Source organism: Labilibaculum euxinicum, assembly GCF_009795715.1.
Lineage (GTDB): Bacteria > Bacteroidota > Bacteroidia > Bacteroidales > Marinifilaceae > Labilibaculum > Labilibaculum euxinus.
Map to the genome: position 1 here is coordinate 202,258 of NZ_WTCR01000004.1, position 17,390 is coordinate 219,647.

Below are 17,390 nucleotides of genomic sequence, written 5' to 3' on the forward strand. Positions count from 1 at the left end.
CTCTAATGCATGATTAAGCATTAACCCCACCAACAGTCAGTTGTGCTACTTTAACCGTCGGCAATCCCATAGATACAGGAACTCCTTGTCCGCCTTTACCACAAGTTCCAGTTCCACAATCAATTTTAAGGTCCTTACCTACCATTGAGATTTGACGAAGAGCTTCCGGCCCATTACCAATCAGATTTACATCTTTTATTGGTTGGGTCAGTTTACCATTTTCAATTAAATAACCCGATTTCACATAGAAAGTAAAATCCCCTGCTCCAATTTGCACTTCTCCATTTGTAAATGTATCCACATAAATTCCATCCTTAACACTGGCAATAATATCTTCTTTGCTATGAGGTCCGGCTTCCATATATGTATTTCTCATTCGAGGAATTGGGGCATAGCGGAAAGATTCCCGGCGGCCATTTCCTGTTGGTGCCACATTGTAATATTTTGCACTAATTCTGTCGTGCAGATAACTGGTTAATACGCCATTTTCAACCATTTTTGTTTTCTGGGTAAGGATTCCCTCATCATCAATATTCAGAGTCCCCCTATAATTTGGGTTGGTTCCATCATCAATAATAGTCACAAAATCTTCTCCTACCTTTTGCCCCATTTTATCACTAAAGATTGAGGTTTCCTTCCTATTAAAATCTGCTTCGAATGCGTGTCCCATTGCCTCATGCAATAGAATACCAGCTCCGCCGGCAGCCAAAACCACCTCCATTTGTCCTGCTTTCGGTTTCACAGCTTCAAATTGTTTATTGGCGCCTACAACAACTTCATTTGCGATTTCATCCATTAACTCTTCATTCAAATATTCATATCCTATTCTCATGGAACGGGATGCAAAGAAATCTTCTCTCCGATCTCCTTTCTCCATAACACAAACAGCAATAAAACTCACCATAGGGCGATAATCAAAACTTACCACGCCTTCGGAATTCGCAAAAAGAATATAAGAAGAACTGTCGTCCAAATACACCTGAACCTTAGCCACTTTACCATCCAAATCGAAAATCTTATCATTCAATTTTTGGAGATATGGTATTTTTTGCTTGATAGATACATCCTCCCAGGAAGTTTTAATTTTACAGAATTCAGGATGTACTCTTTCCTGCAAATTAATAGGTGGATAGTCTTTGCTTTCACTTGCAATACTTGCTGCAGTTTTGGCTACTTTTTTCATAGCATCCAAAGAAATCTCTTCCGAAAAAGCATAACCGGTCTGATCGCCTTTTAAAACGCGTACACCTACTCCATAGTCAATGTTAGATCCGGCTCGATTTACTTGCTTGTCTTGAAGTCCAACATAGTTTGAAAGAGAATGTTCGAAATACAGATCACAATAATCTCCTCCTCTTAATAATGCTTCAGCCATCACTTTTTGCAGCATTTCTCTATCAACATTAAAATGAGCGTAATACTCCTCTAAGCCCGATTGTTCAGTAATCCGATTGCATCCCATGCTTAAGAATGAGGGCAAAATTGCCATTCCCGCTAAAGAGAAAGATCCTGTTCGGATAAACTCTCTTCTTGAAAATTCATTGTTCATATAAAAGTTTTTTTAGGGTTTGGGTTTTCTTTGAATTCTTTGGTGTCCAAAAAGTTAAGACTTTTCATTATCATAACAAAGTTTAATCTAATATTTTTTGAATTCTGCCCCTTTCAATTATAGATATCCATAGTTTTTATTATTTTTGATAAATTTTCAAAATTTAAAACATAAAATCAATCATTAATGAAACATTTTCTGTTAGTAATTATTTGCTTATTAAGCATTCAAACATTACAATCACAACAGCTTGAATATCCTACATGTCCAAAACAAACTGTTGTAGATACCTTTTTTAATCAATACCCCGTTTCAGAAAATTATAGATGGATGGAAGATATTCGAAGTCCTGAAGTTGAACAATGGATAAAAGATGAAAATAAAATATCTCAAAAGTTTCTTCGAAAAGCATCAATTAAATACAATTCAAAAGCATCAATTAAAAAGTATGGTTTTGTTGATGGATTTTATGCTACAAAAAAAGGAAAATACTATTTTGATTCTGGTCGAAGAAATAAACTAGCATCTTCAGGCTTGTACATAGGTGATAGTTACGACAACATTAATCAACTCTTAATAGATCCCAACTTTAAAAATGGAGGAGACAAAGTTAACATTACCGGTTTTGATGTTTCTCGTGACTCTGAAAAATTAGTGTACATGATCAACCGAAATGGAACGGATTGGCGAGAAATTAAAGTTGTTGGCTTACCATCTGGAAAAGAACATAAGGATCATTTAAAAGGAATAAAATATTCTTCTGTTGCATGGAAAGGTGATGGCTTCTTCTATTCACAATATCCATATCTTGGAGAATTCTATGCCGCAGTTGGAGAAGAAGTTTACTTCCATAAACTAGGAGATACTCAAGAACAGGACAAACTTATCTTTAAAAGAAAAAATCCTACTACCAAATTTTCATATGTAACCACCTCTAATGAGCGCTATTTTATTTTAGAAGAAGAAACTACAAATTACTTCAACTACTTTTTTATTGATTATCAATCAGAAAAACCATATTTACGTCCATTATTGATGAAGCAAAAAGCAAGTATATCAGTAATTGATAGCCAAGATGGAGAATTGATTGCTACAACAGGAAAAACCAATGGTGGTTCCGTCGTTGCAATTGATCCGTATAATCCTTTTGAATGGCGACAAATTGTTCCCGAATTAAATAATGGAGTTTTATTAAGTTGTATTACTAAAACGGATCGAATTATCGTAACCTATCAAAGCAATCAACATCCTATTTTAAAAGTGTTTGATTATTCCGGAAAACAATTATTCAATATGAATTTTCTTAGTGGTAGTTCAATTAGTGGATTTAATGGCGAAAAAGAAGATGAAAACCTGATCTTCTATAGGGAACAATACACAATGCCATCCATTTCTTATCATTTTAATGTCAAAACATTTGATGTAAAATATGGGGAAGCTGTAAATGTTGTATTCAATTTTAAAAATTACGAAACAAAATCTATTAAGTATCCTGTTAATGATAGCATAAGTATACCTATGAATTTGGTGTACAAGAAAGGATTAAAGCTCGATGGGAATAATCCATGTCTGCTAAAAGCATATGGTGGTTTTGGTTCAATTTCAACGCCACACTTCAATCCTGGAATAATTCATTTCATTGAAAAGGGTGGTGTTTATGCCTATGCCAACATACGTGGAGGCGGTGATTTAGGTATGTCGTGGGCAAGAGCTGGAAAAAGATTAAACAAACAAAACACAATTGATGATTTTAATGCTGCTACAGAATATTTAATAAAAGAAGGATATTCTTCTGCTAATAAAATGGCCTGTACAGGAGGTTCACATGGAGGTTTGGTTGTAGCTGCTGCTGCAATTCAAAGACCAGATTTATATGCTGCAGTTGTTCCCGTTGTTGCTGTAACTGATATGTTACGATTTGAACAGTTTACTGTTGGTGTGCTGCACAAAGATGAATTTGGAACTGTAGCAGACTCAACAGATTTTCTTAATCTTCGCAGTTATTCGCCTTTACACAACATTAAAGAAGATGTAAATTATCCCGCCATGTTAGTTATGACATCTGAAAATGACGATCGAGTTCCACCACTACATTCTTACAAATTTGTAGCTCAACTTCAAAATAGAAAGGCACAAACGAACCCAATTTTATTGAGGGTTGAAAAAGATGCAGGCCATTATGGTGGAATGAATTACTATTCTCGTATTAATTCCCAATCCAACTTATATGATTTTATTTTTAAAATTCTTCTGAACTAAAAATAAATTCAACAGGCAAAAAAAAAGCAATAAGCAATTACTGGCTATCGCTTTTTTACAGTCGTGCTGATCCGACAACTGCTAGTCCGGGTGTCGGACCACTACTAGTCCATGTGTCGGAATAATAGTAGTCTTATACCATTTCATAGGTATGTTCCTTTTTTTGATCAATACCCAAATAGATAAAGCAAAAAATGACATTTCGAAAAAACTAAATGGGTAAAGCAGAGAACTAAATTTTAAATAAAAACACTCAGAATATTTTAATTTCAGTTGGCTAAAGCCAAACTGCAATAGATAAAAACACAAGATAACCGTAAGGACATTGCATGCAATATCCCTACCGTTCTCCTTTGGGTTTCCGCCCAGACAAAAAACCTTTTTTTAGGCAATTACCCGCAGAACTGCAAGTTGGCAGGTTTGACAGCTTGAATCTTTGTTTCGATTTAGTACTTTAGTACACATATTATTACCCTATATGGCTAGGGAAATACACTTTTACTAAAAATATAAACTAAATAAAGCCTATGGCTTGATTTAAAAATTGTAAAGAATTTTAAAAGAACAGTAATATGGAAAATCTAAAAAATGAACGAATCAGAATTTCATTGATATTTTTAGTAATGCTAATAGGTTTTATAATTTATGTGATTAGACTGTTTGTTGTTCCTGTTGAAATGACAATTGGAGTATTTAATACAGTTACAGTTTGGATTGCAATATCATTAATACCTGTTTTCATTCCGCTACTGTCGGAAAATAAAACTATGAAAATATTGACTTTTATTTTTGGCGGACTGATAATGCTTGTTGATCTTGCATTACCTATGACGATAATTATTGGAAATGAAATGAATGAGCCAATAGCATGGGGAATTCTAATGGCTACAATATGCGGTGTTTCTGGTTTGACAGGTATGCTACAGGCATTGAAATGGATTAAAATTTAATTAAGATTTAGAGCTGAAATAGTGTATAAAAACGCTTTACAACAAAAGTAGCCATTGCACAACCGATTACTATTTCTAAAAAAATAAGATGGAAGCTTTTAAGGATGCTGTTTTTTTTTATGAAGGATAGCCGTAAGGACATTGCATGCAATGTCCCTACCATACATCAAAAAAAAAGAAGAAAACCTAAACAAAAATCGATGCATCCCAATCGTAAAATTATCCGAAAAAGAAACTACGATTACACCAATACAGGCTGGTATTTTGTAACAATCTGCACAAAAAACAGGGAGTATTTCTTCGGTGAAATCAGGAATGAAGAAATGCAATTGTCTGTAATCGGAAAACAGGCACAGATCTTTTGGTTGGAGATCCCTGAACATTTTCCGAATGTTGAATTGGGAGAATTCGTAATTATGCCAGATCATATCCACGGAATAATTGGAATTGTAAACCCTAGGGATCTTGCATGCAAGATCCCTACGAGCAATGTCCCTACGGATACATCAAATAAAAACGAATACATGGCATCCATCTCTCCAAAATCCGGGAGTTTATCCGCAATAATCAGATCCTACAAATCTGTGCTAACACGATGGTGCGGATTAAATGATTCCCATTCATTTAGCTGGCTAGCCCGTTTCCATGAAAGAATCATTCGAAATCAGGAAGAATATAGCAGAATTGAGGAATACATTCATTCCAATCCTAAAAGATGGCAAGACGTTGCATGCAACGTCTCTACATTGAAAAAATGTTAATCACCCTAAGAAAATTATCAAACGATGAACTGAAACAAATCCGTTTTATCGTTCAGGTATTTAAAAATAAAATTGCGCTCGGTCATTCGTTGCTGCAGGCGCTGTAAATCGGAAGGATTTTGTACTTCGATTCCGATAACTGCCGGGCCTTTTTCCCTGCTGCTCTTTTTGTAATATTCAAAATGCGTGATGTCGTCACCCGCATCCAACACATCGTTTACAAATTCTTTTAAAGCTCCCGAACGCTGCGGAAAACGCACCATGAAATAATGCTTTAAGCCTTCGTATAACAGACTTCTCTCCTTGATTTCTTCCATTCGGGTAATGTCGTTGTTGCTTCCGCTTAGTACGCAAACCACATTCTTACCTTTTATTTCTTCTTTCATTAATTGCAAAGCGGCAATGGATAAGGCTCCTGCAGGCTCAGCCACAATTGCATCCTCGTTGTACATCTGCAAAATGGTTGAGCAGATGAGTCCCTCCGGAACAACCACAATTCCATCCAAAACCTTTTCGCATATTTTCCAGGTAAGATCTCCCACTTTTCTTACTGCAGCACCATCTACAAAGCGGTCAATTGTCTCCAAAGCCACATTGTCCTTTTTTTCGAATGCCATTTTCATGGAAGCAGCCCCTTCGGGCTCAACACCTATAATTTTTGTATTCGGACTAAATTCCTTGATCCATGCTCCTACTCCGGAAGCCAAACCGCCTCCGCCAATCGGCAGAAACAGATAATCAATGCACTCTTTAAGCTGCCGCAGTATTTCCAAACCAATGGTTCCCTGTCCTTCAATAATCTTTGGATCATCAAACGGGTGAATAATGGTTTGTCCCAGCTCCAGAGCATCCGCATTTGCTTTGGCCGAGGCATCATCAAAAGTATCACCGGTAAGAATGATTTCCACCTGATCGCCGCCAAACATTTTCACCTGCTTAATCTTCTGACGAGGGGTTGTTTCGGGCATGTAGATTTTTCCGAAACATTTCAGTTTATTGCAGGAATAGGCAACTCCCTGAGCGTGATTGCCCGCGCTTGCACACACAATTCCTTTTGCCAGCACCTCTTTCGACAAACTGGATATCTTATTATATGCACCTCTGATTTTATAGGAACGAACCTGTTGCAGATCTTCCCTTTTCAAATAAATATTTGCTTCGTTTTTTGATGATAGATTTAAGTTTTTGAGTAAAGGAGTTTCCAACACCACCTCCTGAACCCGCCTGTTTGCCTTAACAATATCCGCCATTAGCGGATAATAAATTTCTTCTGACATTTCGTCCCCCTTTTTTTTGTTAAAATAAATAAGCCTGAAAGTAACCAATTCCTTCAGGCTTATTCTTACATATGATGTGTATTAATTATGCATTTTGAATGTAATTTGCCAACCAATCACCAACTTCACTCGTTGAGTAAGCCTTTTTGCCATCAGCAATATCTTCAGTAACAATACCTGCTTCCAATGCTTTGTCAACTGCTTCGCGAATTAAAGCTCCTTCTTTCATCAAGCCAAATGCGTATTCGAACATCATGGCTGCAGAAAGAACCGTAGCACAAGGATTGGCAATATTTTTACCTGCAGCTTGTGGATAAGAACCATGAATTGGCTCAAATACCGAAGTGTGAACACCTATTGATGCTGAAGGCAGCATTCCCATTGAACCTGAAATTACACTCGCCTCATCGGTAAGGATATCTCCAAACATATTTTCGGTAACCATTACATCGAAACGTTTTGGCCAGGTAATTAACTGCATAGCTGCATTGTCAACAAACATATATTCTACTTCAATTTCAGGAAATTCAGGCTCAATTCTTTGAGAAACTTCTCTCCACAATCTTGATGTAGCCAATACATTTGCTTTATCAACAATGGTTAGTTTTTTGCGGCGTTTTCCTGCATATTCAAATCCCAAACGAACAATTCGTTCAATTTCATCGGCGGAGTACACACATGTATCGTAAGCAGTTTGTCCATCTTCGGTACGTCCCTGCGGACGGCCAAAATAGATTCCTCCGGTTAGTTCACGAATACACATAAAATCGGCACCGTCAACCAATTCGGTTTTTAAAGGAGATTTATGAATCAGCGACTTAAACGTATTTACCGGACGAAGATTAGCATACAAGCCCAATTTCTTACGCATGGCCAGCAAACCTTGCTCAGGACGAACTTTTGCACTTGGATCGTTATCGAACCGGGGATGACCAATGGCGCCAAATAAAACGGCATCCGAATTCATACACAATTCGTGTGTTTCGTCAGGATAAGGGTTACCAACTTCATCAATGGCTACAGCTCCTACCAAAGCTTCTGTATATTCAAATTCGTGTCCAAATTTTTGAACAACTGCATCGGTAACTTTTCTTGCCTGTGCTACTATTTCAGGTCCGATTCCGTCTCCGGCCAATACTGCTATTTTGTACTTCATTTTGTTGTAAGATCTTTAGATATCAGATTTGAGAAGATTTAACTTTATCAAAATCCAATTACACATTTTATGTTTTTATTTATTGTTATCTGATAATTGCCCTGCGAGTACATTGTCATGTTGCTCAATTAAATTCAGCATTCGAAGAGTAGCCTTTATTGCTGCTTCTATCTGATCAGGATCCAATCCCCGGGTTTTAAATTCCTTCCCCTTATAATTCCATGCAATAAAAGCTTCCACCAAAGCATCTGATTTTCCTCCCGGAGGAATTCGAACCAGATAATCGGTCAATATTGGCCGTTCTCTGCCCAATTCGTCATAAATGCTCCAAATGGCATTCATAAAAGCATCGAATTGACCATCACCAGACGATGTTCCTTCGTACATTTTCCCGTTTACTTCCAGATTAATAGAAACAAACGGACGCATTCCTTTGGATAAAGACAAAGAATAATGTTTGATCTGAATTGGCATCTCATCCATTGTCTGATTCAAAACATCAGAAACAATGTAAGGCAAATCATCTATGGTAACTACTTCTTTTTTATCTCCCAGTTCGATGACCCGCTTTGTAACCAGTTTCATGGTTTCTTCTTCCAAAGTAATCCCCAGCTCTTCCAGATTTTTTTTAATGTTCGCCTTACCCGATGTCTTGCCAAGGGCATATTTGCGTTCACGTCCAAATCTTTCGGGCATTAAACGGTTAAAATACAAATCATCCTTTGAATCGCCGTCGGCATGAACGCCGCAGGTTTGTGTGAAAACATTCTCTCCTACCAAAGGCTTATTTCTGGGTATCCGAATTCCTGAGAAAGTCTCTACAATTCGACTAACAATATTGATTTTGTTCTCATCAACATTTATTTTACGAGCCAAATGATCGTTTATTACTCCTATTACGGAAGCCAAAGGAGCATTTCCCGCTCGTTCGCCTAAACCATTCACTGTTGTATGAATGCCATTAATACCAGCTAAAATTGAAGAATAAACATTAGCTACTGCCAAATCGTAATCATTATGAGCATGAAAATCGAAATGCAGTTTTGGATATCTTTCGCGGCAAGCATAACAAAAATCGAAAGCCTGCACCTGATTTAATACACCTAAAGTATCGGGCAACATGAAACGCTGAATGTTTTCATGTTGAAGCTCATCCATCAGATACCAAACGTAATCTCTTGAAGAAATCATCCCATTCGACCAATCCTCAAGATATAGGTTTACCTTGATTCCCAGATTTGATGCATAGGCCACGGCGTCTTTAATATCCTGAACATGCTGTCCCGGTGATTTTTTCAACTGTCCCTGTAAATGCTTTAATGAACCTTTCGACAGCAAATTCACTACTCTTGCACCACTTGCATGAATCCAATCAAGAGAGGCAGTTCCGTCAATAAAACCCAGAACTTCAATTTTGTCCAGACAATCGTTCTCTTCTGCCCATTTGGTAATTCGCTTTACTGCTTGAAATTCTCCTTCAGATACTCTGGCTGAGGCTACCTCTATCCGATCTACTTTTAAGGATTGCAGTAATAATTTTGCAACGCCTAACTTTTCCTCGGAATTAAAGCTTACCCCAGAAGTCTGCTCACCATCCCGCAGAGTGGTGTCCATTATTTCTAAGCTACGCAGTTCGTTCATCTTTGCATGTTCTATTAGTTATTGGCTTCAAAAGCCTCTATCTTTTCTTTTCTTGCGAGAAGGAAATCGATATCGTCGAATCCGTTCAGTAAACAATTTTTCTTGTAAGGATTAATTGCAAAACTTTCGCTTTCTCCATTCAGACTAATGCTTTGCTTCTCCAAATCAACTACGATTTTTTGTTCCTTATTTTTCTCTACGGCATCGAATATTTTCGCTAAAAATTCAGGCGAAACCATAACAGGAAGTACTCCGTTATTCAATGCATTATTTTGGAAAATATCAGCAAAGAAACTACTCACAACAACTTTAAAACCATAATCGTGAATTGCCCATGCTGCGTGTTCCCTTGATGAACCACTTCCGAAATTTTTTCCTCCCACTAAAATTTCGCCTGAATATTCAGATTTATTCAAAACAAAATCAGGGTTTTCTTTTCCGTCAGAAGTATATCTCCAATCGCGGAAAAGATTTTCACCAAATCCTTCACGGCTTGTCGCCTTTAGGAAACGTGCAGGAATAATTTGATCTGTATCCACATTTTCAACGGGAAGCGGTACATATGTCGATTCCAATGTGGTAAATTTATCTATTGGCATAATTATTTAACTTTTAGCAGTTAGCCGATAGCTATCGTTACGCTAACCAAATACTGTTTAATTACTATTTACTGATAACTGAATTTGATTAAAACAATTCTCTAGGATCGGAAACAACTCCGGTGATTGCAGCCGCTGCAGCCGTAAGCGGACTGGCCAACATTGTTCTTGCGCCAGGTCCCTGTCTTCCTTCAAAATTTCTATTTGATGTAGAAACGCTGTATTTTCCTGCCGGAATTTTATCGTCGTTCATGGCTAAACATGCAGAACAGCCAGGCTGACGCATTTTAAATCCTGCTTCTTCCAAAATTTCAACCAAGCCTTCTTCTATAGCCTGTTTTTCAACTTGTTTTGATCCGGGAACAATCCATGCAGTAACTGAATCTGCCTTTTTCTTTCCTTTAACCGCAGCAGCCAAAATTCGAAGATCTTCAATACGACCATTGGTACAACTACCCACAAAAACGTAATCAACTTTCTTACCCAATAGTTTGTCTCCTAAACCAAATCCCATATAATCCAATGACTTTTTGAAAGTTGGCAATTCGGTTGGATCCACATCTTTTGCCGTTGGGATACTTCCGGAAACACCAATTCCCATTCCTGGATTGGTTCCATAAGTCAGCATTGGTTCAATGTCCGAAGCTTTGTATGTATATTCTTTATCGAACTTAGCTCCTTCATCAGTTTTTAACTCTTTCCATTTGGCCAAAGCTTTTGTCCAGTCCTCACCTTTTGGTGCGAATTCACGACCTTCCACATAATCAAAAGTAGTTTGATCGGGAGCAATCATTCCTCCGCGGGCTCCCATTTCGATACTCATGTTACAAACAGTCATTCGACCTTCCATACTCAAAGCACGAACTGCCGATCCTGTATATTCAACAAAATATCCGGTTGCACCGCCGGTTCCCAGCTGTGCTATCACATAAAGTGTAAGATCTTTTGCGGTAACGCCTTTTTGCAGTTGGCCATCAATAGTAATCCGCATTTTTTTAGGCTTCGGCTGCAAAATACACTGAGTTGCCAAAACCATTTCTACCTCCGAAGTACCAATACCAAAAGCTACAGCTCCAAAAGCACCGTGTGTTGAAGTATGACTGTCACCACAAACCAGAGTCATTCCCGGTTGGGTATGTCCAAGCTCCGGACCAACAACATGAACAATCCCATTATATGGATGATTTAAACCATAAAGTGTAATGTTATTTTTCTCGCAGTTAGCCGTTAAAGTTTCAACTTGCTTTCTCGACAATTCATCCTTAATGGTTAAGTGTTGATTTTCTGTCGGAATGTTATGATCTGGAGTTGCAATGGTATTTTCAGGACGAAAAACTTTCATTCCTCTTGCCTCTAATCCGGAGAATGCCTGCGGACTGGTTACCTCGTGAATCAAATGCTTGTCAATATAAAATACACTGGGGCCTCCTTCAATTTTCTCAACCACGTGAGCATCCCATACTTTATCAAATAGTGTTTTTGGTTCCATATTACTCTTTTAATACGATTATGTATTTGAGAAACTGTTTTAATTTATCCTTCAGTTTTTTTATATGAATAAATAAAGCCTAACTGCCTTAATTTGCCTTGTTACGCTTCATCTTTCACCGAAAAAAATTCTAAAAACAAATTCAAATAGTTTCTGAATATTTTTATCTAAATCTGTCTTATACTATTTTGGAAAGCGCATCAACCAATGCTTCAACAGAAGCTGTAATGATATCAACATTCGCTGCAAATCCATAGACTGTACGACCTTTGTGTTCAACCTGAACATGAACTTTTCCCAAATCATTGCTTCCGCGGGTAAGCGCCTGAACAAGGAATTCACCCAAAGTGAATTTTTGTTCTATCAGTTTTTTAACCGCATTGAAACAAGCATCTATCGGCCCGTTTCCTTCAGCGGTTGCCGCACAGCTGACTCCTTTTATTTTCAGATGTACCGTAGCCATCGGAATGGTTGATTTACCGGAAACAACCTGCAGTAATTCCAATTCCACTGATTTCTGCAAATCATTGGCATCACCCATTAATTCCGAAAGATCTTTCTCTGTCAAATTCTTTTTCTGATCAGCCATCACCAAGAATCGATTATAGGCATCATCCAGCTGATCTTTGGTTAATGTATAGCCCATTTGACTTAGGTGATGATTTAATGCTGCACGACCACTTCTGGCTGTTAAAACAATTGCTGATTCCTTAATCCCAACATCAACAGGATCGATAATTTCGTAATTCTCTCTGTTTTTCAAGAATCCATCCTGATGGATTCCTGATGAATGAGCAAATGCATTTCTTCCAACAATGGCTTTATTTGCCTGAACAGGCATGTTCATTAAAGACGAAACCAAACGACTGGCAGCATAAATTTCCTTGTTCTTGATATCGGTATAGAAAGGCAAGGCATGATGCGTTTTAATGGCCATCACCACCTCTTCCAATGAAGTATTTCCTGCCCGTTCTCCAATTCCGTTTATGGTAACCTCTACCTGACGGGCTCCATTAATTACGCCGCTTAAAGAGTTCGCAGTAGCCATACCCAAATCATTATGGCAATGGGTTGATAAAATTGCTTTGTGAACATTGGAGACATTTTCCATCAGGTACTTAATTTTCGCACCATATTCTCCGGGAAGGCAATATCCTGTTGTATCAGGAATATTAATAACTGTAGCTCCGGCTTTAATAACCGCTTCAACTACGCGGGCCAAATATTCATTATCTGAACGCCCGGCATCCTCAGCATAAAACTCAACATCCTCGACATAACGCTTGGCATACTTTACTGCGCGAACAGCACGATCGAGTATTTCCTCGGGGGTTGAATTTAATTTTGATTTTATGTGATAAGGAGAAGTACCAATTCCGGTATGAATCCTCCCTCTTTTTGCAAATTTAAGAGCCTCGGCAGCTACATCGATATCCTTTTCAACAGCGCGGGTAAGTGCGCAGATAATGGGATTACTAACCGCTTTGGCTATTTCGACGACTGAATTGAAATCTCCCGGACTTGAAACAGGAAAACCTGCTTCTATAACATCCACTCCAAGAGCCTCTAAAGTTCTGGCAACTTCAATTTTCTCAATTGTATTCAATTGACATCCCGGAACTTGTTCACCATCTCTAAGTGTGGTGTCGAAAATAAATATTTTATCACTCATTGTATTTGTGTTTTTACGTATGCTACTACTCGTTTTTGCTGCAAAAAAAAATTCTCCCTGTCTTTGGAAGAACCTTGCATGATAACCTTACATTAGTTAGAATATTATACAGTCTTCCTTGTTGATTCTCCAATAATGAGATCAATAATCAGGTTAAAACCAATAAGGATACTATCATAAATCATCTTACTAAAGTTTTGGACTATTTTAGAATAATGGGAGAAATCTCCCAATCCCTGACAAACCTAAAAACTTATGGCCTTTGGGAAAAACAATTATTCAATTGCAACTACGATCTTCAAACTAATTCAAATACATTTCCCGAAACACAAACTAAAACACAAAACCCTATTAACCTGCAAACTAAGCCAATCTTTGTTTTCTAATTAATGGGATATCCAAGCTTGAAATAAACCTGACAGGTTTTAAAAATCTGTCAGGTTTTGAATGTATTTCTAGTTATTTTCAGGTCTTAATTTACGAACAGCAGTACCCGCCTGCCACATTTCACTTTCGCGAAGTTCTTTTAATTCAGCGTCTAATTTCACACGATAATCGCTTTGACTGTTGGAATCAATAGAACGTTGTGCTTCGTTACCTGCAGCAACCTCTTTATACAATTTTTCGAAAACCGGTTTGGTAGCATCACGGAAAGGTTTCCACCAATCTAATGCTCCACGTTGTGCTGTTGTTGAAGTATTTGCATACATCCAATCCATTCCATTTTCAGCAACCAATGGCATTAAACTTTGAGTTAACTCTTCAACAGTTTCGTTAAACGCTTCAGAAGGAGAATGTCCGTTAGAACGAAGAACTTCATACTGTGCAGCAAAAATTCCTTGAATACATCCCATCAATGTTCCACGCTCACCAGTTAAATCCGAGTAAACTTCTCTTTTAAAAGTAGTCTCGAACAGGTAACCTGAACCAACACCAATTCCCAATGCCACAACACGGTCGAAAGCTCTTCCAGTTGCATCCTGAAAAATCGCATACGAAGAATTCAAACCACGTCCTTCCAAAAACATTCTTCTCAAACTGGTTCCTGATCCTTTTGGAGCCACCAAAATTACATCAACATCCTTCGGAGGAATAATATTCGTACGCTCTTTGTAAGTGATACCAAAACCATGAGAAAAGTAAAGTGCTTTACCTGGCTTCAAATATTTCTGTACTGTAGGCCAAACAGCAATCTGTCCGGCATCTGATAACAAATATTGAATAACGGTAGCTTTGTCAAGAGCTTCCTCAATTTCGAATAAAGTTTCTCCTGGAACCCAACCGTCAGCGACAGCTTTATCCCAGGTTTTAGAATCTTTACGCTGACCAACGATTACGTTAAAACCATTATCTTTTAAATTTAATGATTGACCTGGTCCCTGAACACCATATCCGATAACCGCAATGGTTTCATCTTTCATTACCTCACGTGCTTTTTCCAACGAAAATTCTTCACGTGTAACTACTTTTTCTTCAACGCCACCAAAGTTTATTGTTGCCATTTTTTCTATTTTTTAGATATTAGATTTTAGATATTAGATTTTGAGAGTGAAATGTGAACGATTCTATTTTTTCACATCTCATTTCTATCATCTTACATCTATTTTTAATTTGATAATTCTTTTAAATAACTTGTAAATTCTTTCTGTTGACAGGATACTGCAACCCGACCCGAACGGGCAAACTGCAATACACCAAACTGTTCCAGTTCATTAAACAATTCCTGGTTATCAGCCTTATACCCAACTTTTTCAATCACCAGAAAATCCGGATGAACAGTAAGAATTTTTGCATTCTGACTTCTCATTAATGCTTCCAGATTTCCATTTAAATCGGGAGAATTTGCAATTTTAAACAATGCCACTTCCTGATGAACAATCTCATCAGCCTCAAAAAAGAAGGCCTTGAATACCCCAATGATCTTTTCGATTTGACGAACCACATTCTCAACTTTCATTTCATCCATAAAAGCAACAATGGTATATCGTGAAACCCCTTTTACTTCCGATTCGGAAACAGTTAAGCTTTCTATGTTAATTTTTCTTCTCGAGAAAACGATGGTTACCTCATTCAACAAACCGATGTCGTTTTCAGAAAAAACTGTTATTGTATATTCTTTCATTTTATTTAGATATTAGATGTGAGAAATGAGATACGAGATAAAACTCAATAAAATGGTTTATTCTCTTCACTTTAAACCTTCTCCTTTTACTTTAAACTTATTCCAACCGCATATCTGATACTGCAGCTCCCGGTGCAATCATTGGCAAAACATTACACTCCGTTTCAACAATCACTTCTAAAAAGAAAGCTCCCGGTGTTTCCAGCATTTCTTTTATTGCAGCATCCAAATCTTCTCTCTTCGATACTCTTTTTCCTTTGATTCCGTATCCATCAACAATCTTTACAAAATCAGGATTCTCCAGCTGGGTATTTGAAAATCGTTGTTCGAAAAACAAATCCTGCCACTGACGTACCATTCCTAAAAACGAGTTGTTTAATACAATTGTTTTAACCGGCAGGTTATACTGTTTGATTACCGCAAGCTCCTGTAAAGTCATTTGGAATCCACCATCTCCGGAAACAGATACAACCGTTGCATCCATATCAGCTATTTGAGCTCCAATGGCTGCAGGCAAACCAAATCCCATGGTTCCTAGTCCTCCTGATGTAATCTGAGTATTTGGGTTTTTAAACTCATAATACCTGGCACTTGTCATTTGGTGCTGTCCAACATCGGTACACAAAATAGCTTCGCCATTAGTCTGCTCCGACAGCAATCGAATTACCTCGGCCATGTTAATGTTTTCCTTATTGGCATAAGCCTGCTTACTAATTACTTTATCAAATTCAAGCTGATAGTAATCTTTGAAAGTCTTCATCCATGCTGCTTTTTCTCCACCACTAACCAACTTATTCAGTTCGGCTAAAGCTTGCTTGGCATCCGCAAATACAGGTACATCAACTATAATATTCTTGTTGTGTTCTGATCTGTCTATATCAATATGAATGATTTTTGCCTGTTTGGCATATTTTGCTGTATCCCCGGTTACTCTGTCGTCGAAACGCATACCAACTGCAATCAAAACATCACATTCGTTGGTGTTCATATTCGGTCCGTAATTTCCATGCATTCCCAACATTCCAACATACAACGGATGATCAGTAGGGAATGATGACAATCCTAACAAAGTACAAGCAACAGGAACCTGAGTTTTCTCAACAAATTCCATCAATTCTTTTTCAGCTCCCGAAAGAGAAATTCCTTGCCCGGCCAAAAGCAATGGTTTTTTTGCACCATTGATTAATGCGGCGGCGGCTTCAATCTCCGACTGATTTATTTTTGGAACCGGCTGATAAGAACGTACCCTTTCGCATTTTTTATATTCGTAATCTGCTGTGGCAATCTGAGCATCCTTAGTGATATCAATTAAAACCGGACCCGGACGACCTGAACGGGCAATATAGAATGCTTTAGCAATTACCTTGGCAATTTCATCAGCACTTGTAATTTGATAATTCCATTTTGTTACAGGCATTGACAGACCAACCATATTGGTTTCCTGAAAAGCATCTGTTCCCAATAAACCACTGGCTACTTGTCCGGTAATTACAACCATAGGAGTCGAATCCAGATATGCATCCGCCAATCCGGTAATTACATTTGTTGCGCCAGGACCCGAAGTCGTAAAACACACACCTGGTTTTTTACTGATTCGTGCATAAGCCTGAGCAGAATGCATTGCTCCTTGTTCATGCCTCGACATGTACTGTTTCATTTCATCCTGATAATCGTACAAAGCATCGTAAACAGGCATGATTGCACCACCAATGTATCCAAACATGGTATCTACATCTTCCTGAATAAGCGTTCGAACCAAAATCTCGGCTCCCGATATTCTTTCAATGGTTTTAATCATTCCATTTGTATTTTTTGTTTTTGCTGCTACTTCCATTGTGTTTGTTGTTTTAGCCAAAAGTCGAAAGCAGTGAATTCCTTAAAATTTTTTGACTCCTTTGACTCTATTATTAATTCT

At 37.8% G+C, this 17,390-nt stretch carries 13 protein-coding genes; 3 read left to right on the top strand and 10 right to left on the bottom strand.

The window, feature by feature from the left end; translation table 11 throughout:
• Positions 1-13: 13 nt before the first annotated feature.
• Positions 14-1,549 carry a TldD/PmbA family protein gene (locus GQR60_RS06415; protein ID WP_124992144.1) on the bottom strand — a complete coding sequence of 512 codons (1,536 nt, stop codon included), beginning with the start codon at positions 1,547-1,549 and terminating at the stop codon, positions 14-16.
• Between the two features lie 186 nt (positions 1,550-1,735).
• Here GQR60_RS06415 and GQR60_RS06420 point away from each other — a divergent pair, with 186 nt between their 5' ends.
• From GQR60_RS06420 to GQR60_RS06430, 3 genes are all read left to right on the top strand, one after another.
• Positions 1,736-3,808, top strand: a complete 2,073-nt coding sequence (locus GQR60_RS06420; RefSeq protein ID WP_124992145.1) for a prolyl oligopeptidase family serine peptidase — start codon at positions 1,736-1,738, stop codon at positions 3,806-3,808.
• Positions 3,809-4,380: 572 nt separating this feature from the next.
• Positions 4,381-4,758, top strand: a complete 378-nt coding sequence (locus tag GQR60_RS06425) for a hypothetical protein (protein ID WP_124992146.1) — start codon at positions 4,381-4,383, stop codon at positions 4,756-4,758.
• 200 nt (positions 4,759-4,958) lie between these two features.
• Positions 4,959-5,519, top strand: a complete 561-nt coding sequence (locus tag GQR60_RS06430) for a transposase (RefSeq protein ID WP_124992147.1) — start codon at positions 4,959-4,961, stop codon at positions 5,517-5,519.
• Positions 5,520-5,536: 17 nt separating this feature from the next.
• On the opposite strand, the gene ilvA is transcribed toward GQR60_RS06430, so the two are convergent.
• The 9 genes from ilvA to ilvB all read right to left on the bottom strand — a co-directional run bounded on the left by ilvA (position 5,537) and on the right by ilvB (position 17,309).
• On the bottom strand, positions 5,537-6,796 hold the full coding sequence (gene ilvA / locus GQR60_RS06435) for a threonine ammonia-lyase IlvA (protein WP_124992148.1): 1,260 nt from the start codon (positions 6,794-6,796) through the stop codon (positions 5,537-5,539).
• A gap of 85 nt (positions 6,797-6,881) precedes the next feature.
• The gene (leuB, locus tag GQR60_RS06440; RefSeq protein ID WP_124992149.1) at positions 6,882-7,952 is read right to left on the bottom strand and encodes a 3-isopropylmalate dehydrogenase; all 1,071 of its coding nucleotides are present in this window, start codon (positions 7,950-7,952) and stop codon (positions 6,882-6,884) included.
• A 75-nt stretch (positions 7,953-8,027) separates the two neighbouring features.
• Positions 8,028-9,593, bottom strand: a complete 1,566-nt coding sequence (locus GQR60_RS06445; RefSeq protein ID WP_225441360.1) for an alpha-isopropylmalate synthase regulatory domain-containing protein — start codon at positions 9,591-9,593, stop codon at positions 8,028-8,030.
• A gap of 14 nt (positions 9,594-9,607) precedes the next feature.
• Positions 9,608-10,192, bottom strand: a complete 585-nt coding sequence (leuD, locus tag GQR60_RS06450; RefSeq protein ID WP_101311014.1) for a 3-isopropylmalate dehydratase small subunit — start codon at positions 10,190-10,192, stop codon at positions 9,608-9,610.
• A gap of 88 nt (positions 10,193-10,280) precedes the next feature.
• On the bottom strand, positions 10,281-11,681 hold the full coding sequence (leuC, locus tag GQR60_RS06455) for a 3-isopropylmalate dehydratase large subunit (protein WP_124992150.1): 1,401 nt from the start codon (positions 11,679-11,681) through the stop codon (positions 10,281-10,283).
• A 178-nt stretch (positions 11,682-11,859) separates the two neighbouring features.
• Positions 11,860-13,353 (bottom strand): 2-isopropylmalate synthase, encoded by a 1,494-nt coding sequence (locus GQR60_RS06460; RefSeq protein ID WP_124992151.1) that lies wholly within the window; start codon positions 13,351-13,353, stop codon positions 11,860-11,862.
• Positions 13,354-13,808: 455 nt separating this feature from the next.
• On the bottom strand, positions 13,809-14,855 hold the full coding sequence (gene ilvC, locus GQR60_RS06465) for a ketol-acid reductoisomerase (RefSeq protein WP_101311017.1): 1,047 nt from the start codon (positions 14,853-14,855) through the stop codon (positions 13,809-13,811).
• A 104-nt stretch (positions 14,856-14,959) separates the two neighbouring features.
• Positions 14,960-15,475, bottom strand: coding sequence for an acetolactate synthase small subunit (gene ilvN / locus GQR60_RS06470; RefSeq protein ID WP_101311018.1), 516 nt, complete (start codon positions 15,473-15,475; stop codon positions 14,960-14,962).
• Positions 15,476-15,572: 97 nt separating this feature from the next.
• Entirely contained in the window at positions 15,573-17,309 is a 1,737-nt protein-coding gene (gene ilvB / locus GQR60_RS06475; RefSeq protein ID WP_101311019.1) for a biosynthetic-type acetolactate synthase large subunit, read from the bottom strand.
• Between the last annotated feature and the right edge of the window lie 81 nt (positions 17,310-17,390).